The following is a 16085-nucleotide window of genomic DNA, read 5'->3' as shown; positions in this document are numbered from 1 at the left end:
GGCTGTCGGGCTACCTTCGATCGTGGCAGCTGCCGCAGGACGGCGCCCAGTTGAGCACGAAGCCGTCGCCGGGCGCGACATGCGTGACGCCCTCGCCGACGGAGAGAACGGCGCCCGCTCCCTCATGGCCGAGTACGGCGGGGACGGGCACCCGCATGGTGCCGTTGGACAGGGACAGATCGGAGTGGCAGACCCCGGCCGCGGCGAGACGGATCCTCACCTGACCGGGCCGGGCTCCGGGAGTTCAATGTCGGTGACCTCCAGGGGAGCTCCGACGGCGGACAGTATGGCGGCGCGGACCACGGACTGGCTCCTTGCTGATCGGGGGTGCATCGGGGGGTGTTCAGAACTGGAGGGACTTGGTCTGGAGGTACTCGCCGAGGCCGTGCGAACCGAGCTCACGGCCGACGCCGGACTGCTTGTAGCCGCCGAACGGCGCGAGCGGGTTGAACCGGCCGCCGTTGATGTCGACTTACCCGATGTCCATCCGGCGGGCGAAGGCGACGGCCTCCGCGTCGTCGGCCGCCCAGACGGCGCCCGCGAGCCCGTATACCGCGCCGTTGGCGATCCGGAGGGCGTCGTCCTCGTCCTCGTACTTCAGGATCGAAATGACCGGGCCGAAGATCTCCTCCTGGGCGTTGGTCATCTCCGGGGTGACATCGGCGAACACGGTGGGGCTGACGTAGTACCGTTCCTAACCAGTGTGCGTGAGTGAGCCTTCTACCCACTGTTGCGTACTGGGCGCATCCCGAACGGTGTGGATGCGCTGGGTTCCCGCTTTCGCGTCCCGTTCGGTGACGGCTCTCCGGGGGGCCGGTCCGTGGCGGGTGGGCGGGTTCCCTCACGCCCCCGGTGACCTGGTCTGGCCTGGATGGTCCGATGCCCCGCACGATCGCTCTGGTCGTGTGGGGGCGGTGCCGTCCTTCCCCAAGCTCTCAACTCCGTTCGAGCAGGGGATACCCCATCCCGGATCGGGTGTCCGAGGGCGCGTCGTCCGATCGCGATACCGGCGGCATCGTGACGGGACATCTTTCGACGTGGGGTGGTCAGCGGTTTCTGCCAGTGCTGGGCGCCCCACATGGAGGTGTAGGCGGGGTCGACCGCGACAATGCTCAGGCCCTGTTCGGTGGTCATCGACACCAGCCGGGCCTTGAGTTTCCCGGTCGGCATGCCGGAAATGAGCTGCCGGAACCGTTTCCTGCGGCCGTGCTTCTCGCGGGTCTTCTCGGTGGTGAAGTCGAGGTCTTCGATGCCGATCGCGGCGACACCGACCTGCTTGGCCCAGTTGATCAGCCGAGTGAGGGCGTGGCGGATCTGTGCGTGGCGGTGACCGGCGGTTCCGGACAGGTCGTAGGGGAAGCGGCGCGGGTCGCCGATGGGGTTGCCGTGCCGGTCGAGCCGGTAGGCGGCGAAGTGGTCGGCATTGGTGTCGACGCCGATCATGCCCCGGGCGCGGGCGGCCTCCAGCGCGATGGTCTTCACGACGGGGCGTTGCCAGGATGCGGCGAGGTACCAGCGGCCACGGTCCACGTCGAGGTGGATGCGGTAGGCGACGGCCCGGTTCGCGGTGATGCGGTCTCCCCACTCCGCACCCCGGTGTACGAACGCGATGCGGGAGGCGAGGACGTACCGGCCGTGCCCGGCGTTGGCCAGGTGCGCGAGCGGAGCAGGCAGCTTGATGCTGACCACGCCGTCCGGGGTGACACGGATCGTCTCGTTCCCGAACCGCTTCCCCGACTCACCATCAGCAGCAAGAAACCAGCGCCCCGCCTCCCACCGTTCCCGCCACTGCTCCTCGGTGAGCCCGGCCTGGGCGAGATGATGGCGGGTGTTCAGGAGACGTTTACCGCCCCGCACCACCCGCACCCGTCCGGCCTGCCACTCGCCGACAGCGGCATCGTGCCGCGCCTCCAGTGCCGCGAGGCGGCGGGACTTGTGGAACCACTCACTCCTGGAGCGATAGCCGCCCGCGGCCCGCTTGGTGCCCTTCTCCCCGACCGGGAGGGACAGCCGATGCCGCAATGTCTTGATCCCGGCTGCCAGCTTCTGGATGTGCGCCGCCTGGCAACGGCGCGCGAGTGCCCACTGATCATGCGTGGCCTTGGTGATCGCACCGGCGATCCGCGACGACGACAGCGGCGTCAGGTCCCGCTTACGCGACGCCCAGGCGTCCGCACTGTGCTCCAGACCGTCCGCGCAGCGGGCCTTGAGATCACGCGAAGCGAGCGCACCCTGCTGCTCACCGACCGCCCGCAGCACCTTCTCGTCCTGGGAGGTGAGGTGCTTGAGCCGGTCCCGGATCGCCACCCCGCAAGGCCCCGGCACCACGAAGGACACGGCCAGCTCCCGCACACCACCCACCACATCACCCCCTCCCGCAAGGCCAGACACCCACTGTCCAGCCCAACGAGCAGCAGCCGCCAAGGTCACCCATTCGGCCCCAGAACCCCCGTTCCCACCCCACCAAACCCCCGACAGGACTCACCCCCGCACGCCACCACTCACTTCAGCACAGCAAACCAACAGCAGCTCACAACCCCGTCGCGAGCGGCGCCTCCGGGCCGCCGGCGACGACGCGGGCGCCCTCCTCGATGCCCTTCTCGATGTAACCGCGCACCCGGGCCTGCTGCTTCGCGTTGACGACGGGACCGACCCGCTCCCCCGGCACGTACTTGGCGACGGCCGCGGCGGCGAGGGCGACGGCCTCCTCGTACCGCTCGCCGTCGACGAGCATCCGGGTCCAGGCGCTGCACGTCTGACCGGAGTTGGACATCACGTTGGCGACACCGACGTTGACGGCCTTGGCAAGATCGGCGGAGGGCAGGATGACATTGGCGGACTTTCCGCCGAGCTCCAGCGCGACCCGCTTGACCGCGCCGCCCGCGGTGGCGCCGATCTGCTTGCCCACGGCGGTGGAACCGGTGAAGGAGACCAGGTCGACGTCCTCGTTCGCGGCGAGGGCCTGTCCGGCGACCGGGCCGAGACCGGTGACCAGGTTGAAGACACCGGCGGGCAGGCCGGCCTTTTCGGTGGCCTCGGCGAAGAGCTGCGCGGTCAGCGGGGTGTCCTCGGCGGGCTTGAGCACGATCGTGCAGCCTGCGGCGAGTGCGGGAGCCACCTTGGCAACGATCTGGTGCAGCGGGTAGTTCCACGGGGTGATCGCCCCGACGACGCCGACGGGCTCCAGCAGCAGGTTGGGGGGGGGCCGGCGGATCAGGGCCGGGGCCGCGACCTGTCCGGCCCTGATCCGCCGGACACCCCCTCGTCACACGGTTCAGTAATTCGTCAGTAACGGCCTCCTCCTAGCGTCCCGGACCAGCCCGCCCCTCCCGTGCTTCCCCCTGACAGCAGGGGCGCGGCGGGCTCCCCCGTACCAGCCATGGAGGAGCACTCCGATGCATCTGCCCCGATCCCCGCGGCGTAGAACCGCCGCGTGGGCTGCGGCCGCGATGACGGCCGCAGCCGTACTGACCGGCCCCGCTCCCGCGTTCGCGCAACCCGCCACGGACGCGAGTCCCGTCACCGCGAAGGTCGACTCCGCCGTCCTCGACACCGTCGAACACGGCAAGGAGTCGACCTTCTTCGTCGTGCTGAAGCCCCGGGCCGACCTGTCGGCCGCCGAGAGCAGGCGCACCCACGCGGACAAGGCCAGGTCCGCCTTCACCGCGCTGCGCGAGAAGGCCGCGTCCAGCCAGGCACCCCTGCAGGCGTTCCTCGACAAGAAGCGGGTCGGGTACCAGTCGTACTGGATCGCCAACGCGCTCAAGGTGACCGGCGACGAGAAGCTCGTCACGGCGCTGGCCGAGCGCTCCGATGTGAAGAGCATCCGCAAGGAGCGCACGTACCACCTCGACAGGATCGAGCAGAACCCGGTGACGGACGCCGCGGCCGACGCGGACCCCGCCGCCGAATGGGGTGTCAAGGACATCAAGGCGGACCAGGTCTGGTCCCAGTACGACGACCGGGGCGAGGGCATCGTCATCGCCAACGTCGACTCGGGTGTGCAGTACGACCACCCGGCGCTGGTCGGCAACTACCGGGGCAACCTGGGCGACGGCACGTTCAGCCACGACTACAACTGGTACGACCCGACCGGGCAGTGCGCCGGCGGTGTCCCCTGCGACAACAACGGACACGGCACCCACACCATGGGCACGATGGTCGGCGCCGGTGGTGTCGGCGTCGCACCCGGCGCCAAGTGGATCGCCGCCAAGGGGTGCGAGTCCCGCAGCTGCTCGGACTCCTCGCTGCTCGCCGCCGGTCAGTGGATCCTGGCGCCGACCGACCACAATGGGCAGAACCCGAAGCCCGAGATGGCACCGGACATCGTCAACAACTCCTGGGGCGGCGGTGACACGACCTTCTACCAGGACATCGTCGAGGCGTGGAACGCGGCCGGGATCTTCGAGGCGTTCGCCGCGGGCAACGACGGTGACGGCACGACCTGTTCGACCAGCAATGCTCCGGGGTCGCAGGCCCCGTCGTACGGCGTCGGCGCCTACGACGTGAACGGGAGGATCGCGGACTTCTCCGGCTTCGGCCCGTCGCTCGTCGACGGCTCCGCCAAGCCGAACATCTCGGCGCCCGGCGTGAACGTCCGGTCCACCTGGCCGGGGAACACGTACAGGAACCTCGATGGCACGTCGATGGCGACACCCCATGTCGCAGGTGCGGCAGCCCTGCTGTGGTCGGCGGCTCCCTCGCTGATCGGGAGGATCGACGAGACCCGGGCGATCCTGAACGACGGCGCGGTCGATGTCGACGACACGCACTGCGGTGGCACGGCGGACATGAACAACGTCTGGGGCGAGGGCAAGCTCGACATCCTCGCTTCCGTCGACGCGGCCCCGCGCAGCGCGGCCACCGTGGCGGGTACGGTCACCGACAGGGCCACCGGCAAGCCGGTCTCCGGTGCGACGGTCAGGGCGCAGGCGGGCACCGCCAAGCGCTCCGTGACGACCGCGGCCGACGGCACGTACAAGCTGAACCTCACCGCGGGCACGTACACCCTGGCCGTGGGCGGATACGGATACGCGTCCGCCACCGAGGACGGCTTCATCGTCACCACCGGCGAGAAGGTCACCAAGAACCTCGCGCTGGACGCCGTACCCGTGCACGCCGTCTCCGGCACGGTGCTGGATGTCACCGGCAAGCCGCTGAAGGGCGCCACGGTACGGATCACTGACGCGCCGCTCGCAGCCGTCACCAGTGACTCGAACGGCGCCTTCCGCTTCCCGTCGGTCGCCGAGGGCTCGTTCTCCTTGACCGCGACGCCCGCCGCTCCGGTGCTCTGCAACGGCGTCTTCACCGCCAAGGTCATGGTCGACGACGAAACCGTGAAGGCCGCACTGCCCAACCGTGCGGACGCGGCAGGCAACAGCTGCGCCCCTGCGACGTACAACTGGGTCAGCGGCAGGACCAAGGTCGCGCTTTCCGGTGACGAGAACGCCAAGACGGTGTCACTGCCCTTCCCCGTCACCTTCTACGGCGTGAAGTACACCGACGCCAGTGTCACCACCAACGGCCTGGTCAACTTCCTGGAACCGCGCCTTGGCGACTACGCCAACACGGCGCTGCCCGGCGCCACCAAGCCGAACGGCATCGTCGCCGCCTTCTGGGACGACCTGACGGTCGACGCCAAGGCGGGCGTGAAGACGGCGACGAACGGTACGGCCGGAGCGCGAACATTCGCCATCGTCTGGGAGAACGTCGCGTTCGCCTCCGACACCTCGCAGCGCGTCACCTTCGAGGCTCTCTTCGACGAGGCGACCGGTGCGATCACCCTGCAGTACCAGTCCATCGGCACCGCCTCCCCCGAGACGGGAGCGAAGGCGACGATCGGCATCGAGAACCAGGCCGGTACGGACGCCCTGCAGTACTCCTTCAACGAGTCGGTCCTCACCGACAAGTCCGCCGTCCGAATCTCCTCGAAGGCGACGTCATGACCTCCACTTCACGGCGCACCGTCCGGCTCGCCTCCGCCCTGATCGCGGCCGGGCTGGCGCTGACCGCCACGCCCGCTGCACACGCCGACAGCGGCGGCGGCGCCGGACCCCGCATCCTCACCGACGCACAGGCCGACCGGCTGGAGAAGCGGCTCCAGGGCGACTCGTTCGCCGGCGATCAGCAGATCACGCCGCAGTCCACATCCAACTCCTCTCTGTCGTCGCAGAGTCCGCAGGGCACGGACGACACGTCGGCCGACGGGACCCTGTCCCTCGAAGCAAGCTCCGACCTGGAGACCTACCGGGGACAGGCCGACACCACACAGCTGGCGGGCGGCCACGGCGACTACCTCGCCGTGCACAGTGCCGGCACCGTCACCCGCCTGACGGACGACGGCACGACGGTGTGGAAGCGGGACAATGCCTCGCTGTACGCCGACTGGCAGGTCCGGCCCGCACGCCGCTGGCAGGTGGAGCCCTACCCGGCCCGGATCACCATGGGCTACAACGCCGTCTCTCCGGCCGCCGACTTCTCCGACCGCGGCTACACGACGGGCGACCTCACCGGCGACGGCGTGGCGGACGTCGTCTTCACCGCGGACGTGGGCAATTCGCCGTACCGGCCGTTCACCGTGCCTGGATCGAGGCTCTCCACAGGCACGTTCGTGACCGTCCTCGACGGAAAGACCGGCAAGACGGTCTGGACCAGGATCTTCGCGGACGCGCAGCAGGTCACCCTGGTCGGCGACACACTCGTCGTCGGCGACCAGCCGTCCACCAACCTGAACGCCCCCAAGGATGCCAGGGCGACCCTGCAGGGCTTCCGCTTCTCGTACGCCGACGGGAAGCTGACGCCGACCGACACATGGACGTACGAGACCGGGCAGCGCGACGGGCGCTGGGGCTCGACCAGGGCGCTCGGCGGCGGGCTGCTCGCCGTCTCCTGGAACAGGCGCAAGACCGCGACGGCGGCCGCCGAGGGCCACACTCTGGTCCTGGACACCGCCGACGGCACGGTGAAGTGGCAGAGCGACGGGACGCTCTACTCACGGCAGCTGGCGTACGACTCCGCGCGGAAGCGGCTCGTCGCCGTCGAGCAGGCGGACTACCGCGACGGTGTGCAGTACCAGCTCGCCGTGTACGACCCGGCGACGGGGGCTCGCACCACCCTCGACACCCGGGTCAACGCCCTCGCGCTCGGCCTGCAGGTGGGCAACCTGAAGGGCGACTCCAAGCCGGAGTACGCGGTCAGCGAGGACACGCTCGACGAGTACCTCTGGGTCAACGCCTCGACCGTGCGCGCGCTGGACGGCGGGGACGCGTCCGAGCTGTGGTCGCGGACCGTCAAGCGGGACGAGTCCAATTCCAGGGACGGCGACTCCGCACTCGGCCTGAAGATCGTCGACGGGCAGTTGCTCGCCTCGTACATCACGATGCAGGACAAGGATGTGGCCGCCAACCCGGGTGGTACGCGTTACGGCAGGCTCGCGGCCATCGACGGGCGCGACGGCGAGGTGAGCTGGGAGAAGCAGGGCGGCCCCGTCGCTTCTCCGATCTACGCCCAGCCGTATCGCGAGGACGGCGAGTGGCGGGTGCGGACGGTCGACAACGACCAGAACATCCGCAGCTACCGGCTGAGCGGTGGCCGCCAGGCGTCGCTCACCCCGCTCCACGGCGATCTGACCGCGGCGGTTGCCGTGGACGTGAACGGCGACAGGAAGAAGGACGTCGTGACGGGCGGCCAGTCGCACGGCCTGTGGGCGTATGACGGTCCGTCGATGGCGGCGGGCAAGCCTGAGGTGCTGTGGAGGACCACCCTGCCCGGGGCGGTGCACGGCGAGATCGTGCGGGCCGACACGGACGGCGACGGCAGGCGGGACGAGCTGGTCGTCGCGGCGGACTCCGCGACCGTGATCGTCGACGCGCACACGGGCCGGGTCCTGCGGACCATTGACGGCAAGGGACAGTTCGTCCGCTCGGTGGCCGTCGCCGACGTGAACCACGACGGCGCCGACGAGGTGCTCGTACCGACGGACGCGGTCCGCGTGTACCAGGGCAACGGAAAGCAGCTCTGGTCGTACGCCCCCGAAGGCGCGGGAGTGGTCTTCTCCGACCTGGCGGTGACCGAGGGCCGGGTCTTCGCCTCGTACAGCACGGTCGGGGCCCTCAACGCCGACACGTCGGTCGTCAACGGCATGGCGCTGGACGCGAAGTCCGGCAAGGTGCTCTGGACCGCCGATCCGAAGTGGACCGGCGACCCCGACACCAGGATCTACGCCGCGGAGCTGTACCACGGTGTCTTCGCCGACCCGGGGATCCCCTACGCGGACGGGCACGCTGTCGTGCACTCGTGGATCGTCAGGGAGGGCAACCGCTGGATCACACTGATCGAGTTCCGTGATGCGCGGACCGGGAAGGTCGTCCACACCGCACCCGGCGGCGGGGCCTGGACCACCGGCAACTGGTTCACGGGCGAGGAGGGAGCAGTCCTGGCGAGCACGGCCGCGCTGCGCACCTACGCGGGCGGCGACAAGGAGTACAGCATGTACACCCTGCCGACTCTGCACCAGGCCGAGTTCGGAACGGGCCCCGGCGGCAGACGGCTGATCGTGGGCGGCACGGAGGCCGCGATCTACCTCTGGGACCCGGCGGTCCTCACCGCGGGCCACAACTACCCGGACCACCTGGCCAAGATCAACAAATACGCGGTCCAGAACACCGTGGCGGCTGACCTCGACGGTGACGGCGTCGACGAGATCATCGGCCTCGGCGCGGACCAGACCGGGTACGACCGTACGATCGAACTCGCGGGCGGACGCTACCTCCTGCAGAGCAACCAGCTGCACGGACTGACGGTGGACTCGATCAGCCTGTCCTGACCTGGGGATCCCCGGAGATTCCGGCCTTGGAGACCCCCGCGCACGGTGGCGCGGGGGTCTTCGGGCTGCCCCGGAGCGGCGGTTACAGTGACTTCCTGATGAACGCAGCGCACACCGCCGGCCACGGCGAGCCGCCCCCGGACATACCCCCGTTGCTGCGTGTGCACCTTTTCGGCGGGTTCCGGATAGAACGCGACGGAGGCGCGCCGCTTGCCGAGCGCTGGCCACGGCCGAGCGCGCGCGCCCTCGTGAAACTCCTCGCCGTTTCCCCGGGACACCGCCTCCACCGCGAGCAGGCGATGGAGATCTGCTGGCCGGACGCCGATCCGCAGTCCGCGCTGGGCAGCCTGCGGGTCGCGCTGCACGCGGCGCGGCGGGCCATCGAGCCCGAGCTCGTGCCGCGCGCCGCGTCGTCGTATCTGACCGGCGAGGGGGCTCTCCTGTCGCTGGATCCCCGGATGGTGTGGATCGACGTGGACCACGCCGAGACCCTGGCCGAGCGCGCGCTCGTCAGGGGCGGTACGGCCGAACTGGCCGCGGCGGTCGCGGCATTCACCGGTGAGCTGCTGCCCGAGGACCGCTACGCACCCTGGGCCGAGACCCGGCGCGAGCGCCTCTCGGAACTCTGCGAGCGGGTGCAGCTGGCCCTGGCGGAGGCGTATCTCGCGGACGGCGAGACGGAACCGGCCACGGATGCCGCGCAGCGGGTCCTGGCGTCGGCGCCCGCCCAGGAGCGGGCTCATCGGGTACTCATCGACGCGTATCTGCGGCAAGGGCTGCGCCGGCAGGCGGTGCGCCAGTACCACGTGTGCCGTGAGGCGCTGGACGCCGAGCTGGGAGTGCGCCCGAGCCCGACAACGGAGCAACTCCACCTCCTGGCCCTCGACTCGACGGCCACGGTGGTGGGCGCGGCAGCGGCCCCGGTCCTGCCCGCAGCTCTCCGCGCACCGCCCGCGGCCCCGCTGCGCGGCCGGGACACCGACCTGGAGCTGCTGCTCGCCACGGACGGCCCGCCGGTATGCCTGGTCGGCGGCGAGGCGGGCGTCGGCAAGACCCATCTCACGGCGGAGGCGGCCCGGCGGGCGGCCGAGGCCGGGACCACCGTGCTGTGGGGCGCGGGCCACGACGCGGAGGGCCACACACCCTACGGCGCCTTCGTCGAGGCGCTGGATGCCTGGCTCGCCGACCGGCCACCCGCCGACCGGGCCGGAATCGGCGGCGAGTACCCCGAACTCGCTTCGCTGCTGCCCTCGTTGGGCCAGATCCAGGTGGGCACGGAACGCAGCCCCGAGGAGGAGCGCGACCGGTTGTTCCGGGCGGCGGCCGGACTGCTGGGCGATCTGGCGGCGACCGCGCCCGTGCTGCTCGTGCTGGACGACCTGCATGCCGCCGACACGGGGACGTACCAGCTGCTCAGCCATCTGGCCCGGCGCGCGGTGGCCACGCGCACAAACTGGCGGTTCGCCGTGACGTACCGCGCGGAGGAACTGACGGCGGCGGATCCCCGGCGCACCGTGCTGGACACACTGTTGCGTCAAGGCCTGGCCCATTCCGTGGAGTTGGGACGCCTGAACCGTGACGCGTGCCTGGCGGTCGCCCGGGACGTGGGGGCCAGGGCCGATGCGGACCGGGTCTGGGAGCTGTCACTCGGCAACCCGCTCTTCGCCCTGGAGCTGGCCCGTACGGTCCACGAGGGCGCCGACCCGGCGCGGCTCAGCGCCCCGGAGGGCGTACGGCAGCTGGTGGCGGCCCGGTTGGCGCGGCTGGGACCCGCGGCGCGGCGGGTCGTGGAGGCGGTCTCCGTGGCGGGCGGCGGCGCAGCACTGTCCGAGGTTCTCGACGTCGCCGAGCACGGGCTGCATCCGCCGTTGTCGTCCGCCGAGGCGACGGATGCCGTGGACGCGGCGGTCGCGGCGTCGGTGATGACGGAACGGACCGTGGTGGTCGGCGGACGATCGCTGCCCGGGCTCGCTTTCCGGCACCCACTGGTCCGGCTGACCTGCTACGACGGGCTGTCCGCGGCCCGCCGCCGGCAGCTGCACTCGGCCTACGCGGAGGCGGTGCTGCGGCGCAGGCCGGACGCCGTCGACACCCTCGCCTCACACCTCACCCGCGCCGACGACCCCCGGGCCGCCCACTATCTGCGGCAGGCGGCCGAGCGGGCGGCAGCCCTGTGCGCGAACGACACCGCGGACCGCTACTACGCCGAACTGACCGCCCGGCTCGACGCGCTGGCCGCCGATGCGGCGCAGACGAGGATCGACCGCGGCGCCGTCCTGCGCCGGATGGCCCGCTACCAGGAGGCGGCGGCGGTGCTGCGCGAGGCACTCGACGACATGGTGCGGCGCGGCGACGAGGACGGACAGGTGCTGGCCGCCGCCCGGCTGACCGAGGTGCTGGTGAAGTACCGCGGGACCGACGAGGGCGAGGATCTGCTGCGTACCTATCCGCCCGGTCCGCGCACCCCGCCGCTGGCCGCCGCGACCCACCATCTGGCGGCGGCGGTGCTGCGGTTCGTGACCGGCCGGTACGAGGCGGCACACGCCGCGGCCTGTACCGCGCAGGAAGCCGCGGACGCCATACCGGGCAGCGAACGCCGGGGTCTGCTGGCCCGCGCCCTCGGGATGCAGGCGGCCTCGCTCGGGCTCGCGGGCCGGTTCGCGCAGGCCCGTCCGGCGGCCGATCTGGCACTGTCGCACGCCGAGGCGTACGGCGACCAGGAGTTGCTGGCCACCGTCCTCTCCGTACTTCGCGAGCATGCCCGGCGGTCGGGCCGGCTCGCCGAGGCGGTGGCCTCCGGGCAGCGGGCGCTGCGGCTCGCCGAGCACACCGGGGATCCGACGGCAGTCGCCTTCGAGCGGGCGAGCCTCGCCGAACTGCATCTGTCACTACGGGAGTTCGGCAAGGCGCGGGAACATGCGGAGGCGGCGGTACGGGAGACCGGCGGGCAAGCCGCGTGGTGCACCCCGTACGCCCTGGCCGCGCTGGCCCGGGTCCGGATCGGCGCCGGTGAGTCGGGCGCGGCGGAGCTGCTGGCCCGTGCCGGGGAGGTGGCCGAGGCGCAGGGCGACCGGCAGGCGGTGCACGCGGTACGGGCGGCGCAGGCGGAGCTCCTGCTGCGCGAGGGCCGCCCGCAGGAGGCCCTCGCCCTGCTGACCGGCGGGAGCGGCCCCGGCTCGGCCGCGTTGCTGTCCTGGGCGGAGCTGCTGTCGGGACAGCCTGAGCAGGCGCTGCGGCTGGCGGCGGCGGAGACCGTACGCGCCGAGGAGGTCGGCGAACGGCTGTCGTTGACCGAGGTGCGTACGGTGCATGCGGCGGCGCTCGCGGCGCTGGGCCGCGAGCGGGAGGCGCGCGAGGAGTTCGACCGGGCAGCGGTACTGGCGGCCGAACTCCCCTATCCGGCGGGGGCGTTCGCGGTGGAGCAGGCCCGTGGGACGGACTGGACGAGCGGCTGACTCAGCGGTGGTCAGCCCAGACCGGCGGGCTCGGTGCCAGGGCGCTCGAACTGGGTGCGGTACAGCTCCTCGTACCGGCCACCGGCCGCCAGCAGCTCCTGGTGGGTGCCGCGTTCCACGATCCGGCCGTCCTCCACGACGAGGATGAGGTCCGCCGCCCGTACGGTGGAGAGCCGGTGGGCGATCACCACCGCGGTGCGTCCTTCGAGCGCCTCCACGAGGGCTTCCTGGACGGCCGCTTCGGAGGTGTTGTCCAGGTGGGCGGTGGCCTCGTCGAGAATGACGACGCGCTGGCGGGCCAGCAGCAGCCGGGCGATGGTCAGCCGTTGGCGTTCGCCGCCGGAGAGCCGGTAGCCGCGTTCACCGACGACGGTGTCGAGTCCGTCGGGCAGCGAGGCGACCAGTCCGTCCAGCCGTGAGCGGCGCAGGGCGTCCCAGAGGTCCTCCTCGGTGGCTTCGGGGCGGGCGAGGAGAAGGTTGGCTCGGACCGACTCGTGGAAGAGGTGGCCGTCCTGGGTGACCATGCCGAGTGTGTCACGGAGGGTGTCGGCCGACAGGTCGCGTACGTCGATGCCGCCGATGCGTACGGCGCCCTCGTCCGTGTCGTACAGCCGGGGCAGCAGCTGCGCGATGGTCGACTTGCCCGCGCCGGACGATCCGACGAGGGCCACCGTCTGGCCCGGTTCGGCGCGGAACGAGACCCCGCGCAGCACCTCGGCGCCGCCGCGGGTGTCCAGGGTGGCGACGTCTTCCAGCGAGGCGAGGGAGACCTTGTCGGCGGACGGGTAGCCGAAGCGCACGGCGTCGAACTCCACGGAGACCGGACCTTCCGGGACCGTCCGCGCATCGGGCTTCTCCTCGATCAGGGGCTTGAGGTCGAGGACCTCGAAGACCCGCTCGAAGCTGACGAGCGCGCTCATCACCTCGACGCGTGCCCCGGCGAGTGCGGTGAGCGGCGCGTACAGCCGGGTCAGCAGCAGGGCCAGGGCGACGACAGCGCCCGCGTCCAGCTGCCCGCGCAGCGCGTAGAACCCGCCGAGCCCGTAGACCAGGGCAAGTGCCAGCGCCGATACAAGGGTAAGAGCCGTGATGAACGCGGACTGGGCCATGGCCGTACGGACACCGATGTCGCGCACTCTGCCCGCCCTGGCGGCGAATTCGGTGGACTCGTCGGCGGGCCGCCCGAAGAGCTTGATGAGCGTGGCGCCGGGTGCGGAGAAGCGCTCGGTCATCCGGGTGCCCATCGCCGCGTTGTGGGCGGCGGCTTCGCGCTGGAGCCTCGCCATCCGCGTGCCCATCCGGCGTGCGGGCAGTACGAACACGGGCAGCAGCACCAGCGCGAGTGCGGTGATCTGCCAGGAGATGCTGAGCATGACGCCGAGGGTGAGCAGCAGCGTGACGACATTGCTGACGACGCCGGACAGGGTGTTGCTGAAGGCGCGCTGGGCGCCGATGACGTCGTTGTTGAGGCGGCTGACGAGCGCGCCGGTGCGGGTGCGGGTGAAGAACGCGATCGGCATGCGCTGGACGTGGTCGAAGACGGCGGTGCGCAGGTCGAGGATCAGTCCCTCGCCGAGGGTGGCCGAGAGCCAGCGGCTGACCAGCCCGAGTCCCGCCTCCGCGACGGCGATCACGGCGATGAGCACGGCCAGCCGCGTGACGGTCCCCTCCTCCTTGCCGGTCACGATCGCGTTCACGACGCGGCCGGCGAGGACGGGGGTGGCGACCGCGAGCAGTGCCGTGGCGACACTGAGCAGCAGGAACAGGGCGACCCGCCGCCGGTGCGGTCGGGCGAACGCGGCGATGCGCCGCAGAGTGGCTCGGTCGAAGGGGCGTCGGTCCTGCTGCGCGTTCATGACGTTGTGGAGCTGCGTCCACGCGGTGGCTTCCATGCTCATGGAAGGAACGTACGACCTCGACCCGGCTTGAGGTCAACGTCCGCTCCAGAGCCTTTCCCGAAAGCAAGGCCCTGGAGCGGTACGGCTCAGAGGCCGAGCCCCAAAATCTCCTTCGGCAGGGGGCAGATCCGGCGGCCGTGGTGGTCGAAGACCGCGTTCGTCCGCACCGAGCGAAAGAGCCCGGTAGGAGACGGCGGGCCCTTCCGTGTGGTCCATGGGTCAGATGATCCCGAAGAGGAGTCCGGCGCAGAGCACCACCAGTGAGGTGAGCGCGGCCCACTTGACGGTGAACCGGGTGTGGTCGCCGAACTCGACCTTCGCCATGCCGACGAGGACGTAGACGGCGGGGACCAGCGGGGACGACATGTGGAGCGGCTGGCCGATCAGGGAGGCGCGGGCGATCTCCAGCGGGGAGACACCGTGGGCGGCGCCGGCTTCGGCGAGCACGGGGACGATGCCGAAGTAGAAGCCGTCGTTGGACATGAAGTACGTGAGCGGAATGCTCAGGATGCCGGTGACGATCGCCATGTGCGGGCCCATGCCGTCCGGGATCGCGCCGACGAGCCAGTCCGCCATGTGCTCGACCATGCCGGTGCCGGAGAGCACGCCGGTGAAGACGGCGGCGGCGAAGACCATGCCGGAGACGTTGAGGACGTTGTCGGCGTGGGCCGCGATACGGGCCCGCTGGTCGGGCATGTGGGGGAAGTTGACGGTGAGGGCGAGGGCCGCGCCGAGCAGGAAGAGCACCGGGATCGGCATCAGTTCCATGATCATCGCGGTGAGGAGGGCGATGGTGAGACCGGCGTTGAACCAGTAGAGCTTGGGCCGCAGGGTGGCACGGTTCGGGTCGAGGCCCTTGAAGCCCTCGTCGTCGTCCGCTTTGCCGTCGTGCGCCGCTGCCGCCGTGTGCTCGGCGTCCGTGCCCGTACCGGCTCCGCCGGAGTTCTTGCGGGTACGGTCGCTGCCGCCGCCTGCACCGGCTCCGGCGCCTGCACCGACGAGAACCGTCTCGGGCTCCTGGACGATGGCCTCGTCGAGGGTGAGGGTGCCCAGCCGCTTGCGCTCGCGCCGGCCGAGGACGACGGCCAGGAGGATGACCGCAAGCAGTCCGACGCCGAGGGCCGGAATCATCGGGACGAAGATGTCGCCCGCGTCCAGCTTCAGGGCGGTGGCGGCGCGGGCGGTGGGGCCGCCCCAGGGCAGGGTGTTCATGACGCCGTTGGCCGTGGCGGCGACACCGGTCATCACGACCAGGCTCATCTTGAGGCGCTTGTAGAGCGGATACATCGCCGAGACGGTGATCATGAAGGTGGTGGAGCCGTCGCCGTCCAGCGAGACGATCGCGGCGAGCACCGCCGTACCGACGACGATCCGCATCGGGTCGGCCTTGCAGAAGCGCAGAATGCCGCGGACGATCGGGTCGAAGAGGCCGACGTCGATCATCACACCGAAGTAGACGATGGCGAACATCAGCATCGCGGCGGTCGGCGCGAGGTTGCCCACGCCGTCGATCACATAGTCACCGAGCTTGGCGCCCTGCCCGACGGCGACACAGAAAAGTGCGGGGATCAGGACCAGCGCCGCGATCGGCGACATCTTCTTCATCATGATCAGGACCAGGAAGGTCGCAATCATGGCAAAGCCGAGGATTGTCAGCATGTGGGATACCTATCGTTCACCCTTGAACTCCCGCCGGGGTCGGCGGTGTGGATGACGTTAGGGCGCGACTCGCAGCCTTAACAAGACGTTGACATGCGAGCAATACGAGCAAAACCCCAGGTCAGTGGCCAGGTGACGCGCTGGGCGCCACCGCGACGGGGATGCCGTTGAGCACGGGGTTGGCGGCGAGGACGATCAGGGCGCGGATCCGGTCCTCCCCCGGGATCTCGATCTCCTCGGCGAGGGCGG

General features: G+C 70.8%; 5 protein-coding genes and 4 pseudogenes. 3 read left to right on the top strand and 6 right to left on the bottom strand.

From position 1 onward, the window contains the following. Window positions 1–22 precede the first annotated feature (22 nt). The 4 pseudogenes from ACWD6R_RS01780 to ACWD6R_RS01765 all read right to left on the bottom strand — a co-directional run. A pseudogene (locus tag ACWD6R_RS01780) lies at window positions 23–303 on the bottom strand (alcohol dehydrogenase catalytic domain-containing protein); the annotation flags it as partial. Window positions 304–343: 40 nt separating this feature from the next. Continuing rightward, window positions 344–688: pseudogene (locus ACWD6R_RS01775) on the bottom strand (aldehyde dehydrogenase family protein); the annotation flags it as partial. A gap of 6 nt (window positions 689–694) precedes the next feature. Continuing rightward, window positions 695–2361 (bottom strand): annotated as a pseudogene (locus tag ACWD6R_RS01770) (IS200/IS605 family accessory protein TnpB-related protein). A 175-nt stretch (window positions 2362–2536) separates the two neighbouring features. Beyond that, window positions 2537–3193, bottom strand: a pseudogene (locus ACWD6R_RS01765) (aldehyde dehydrogenase family protein); the annotation flags it as partial. Window positions 3194–3395: 202 nt separating this feature from the next. Between ACWD6R_RS01765 and ACWD6R_RS01760 the strand changes: the two are divergent. From ACWD6R_RS01760 to ACWD6R_RS01750, 3 genes are all read left to right on the top strand, one after another. Next, a complete protein-coding gene (locus ACWD6R_RS01760) occupies window positions 3396–5945 on the top strand; it encodes a S8 family serine peptidase (protein WP_451816874.1) in 2550 nt (849 codons plus the stop codon). Continuing rightward, window positions 5942–8824, top strand: coding sequence for an FG-GAP-like repeat-containing protein (locus ACWD6R_RS01755; protein WP_451816873.1), 2883 nt, complete (start codon window positions 5942–5944; stop codon window positions 8822–8824). The genes ACWD6R_RS01760 and ACWD6R_RS01755 overlap by 4 nt, the downstream gene beginning before the upstream one ends. 98 nt (window positions 8825–8922) lie before the next feature. Continuing rightward, a complete protein-coding gene (locus tag ACWD6R_RS01750) occupies window positions 8923–12279 on the top strand; it encodes an ATP-binding protein (protein WP_451816872.1) in 3357 nt (1118 codons plus the stop codon). 11 nt (window positions 12280–12290) lie between these two features. Here ACWD6R_RS01750 and ACWD6R_RS01745 read toward each other — a convergent pair whose 3' ends face one another. Continuing rightward, window positions 12291–14177, bottom strand: a complete 1887-nt coding sequence (locus ACWD6R_RS01745; protein WP_451816871.1) for an ABC transporter ATP-binding protein — start codon at window positions 14175–14177, stop codon at window positions 12291–12293. A 219-nt stretch (window positions 14178–14396) separates the two neighbouring features. Beyond that, window positions 14397–15836: a CitMHS family transporter gene (locus tag ACWD6R_RS01740; protein ID WP_451816870.1), complete on the bottom strand. Its 1440-nt coding sequence runs from the start codon at window positions 15834–15836 to the stop codon at window positions 14397–14399. Window positions 15837–16085 lie beyond the last annotated feature (249 nt).

The organism is Streptomyces sp. NPDC005151 (assembly GCF_053599875.1).
This window is presented reverse-complemented; position numbering and strand designations above follow the sequence as displayed.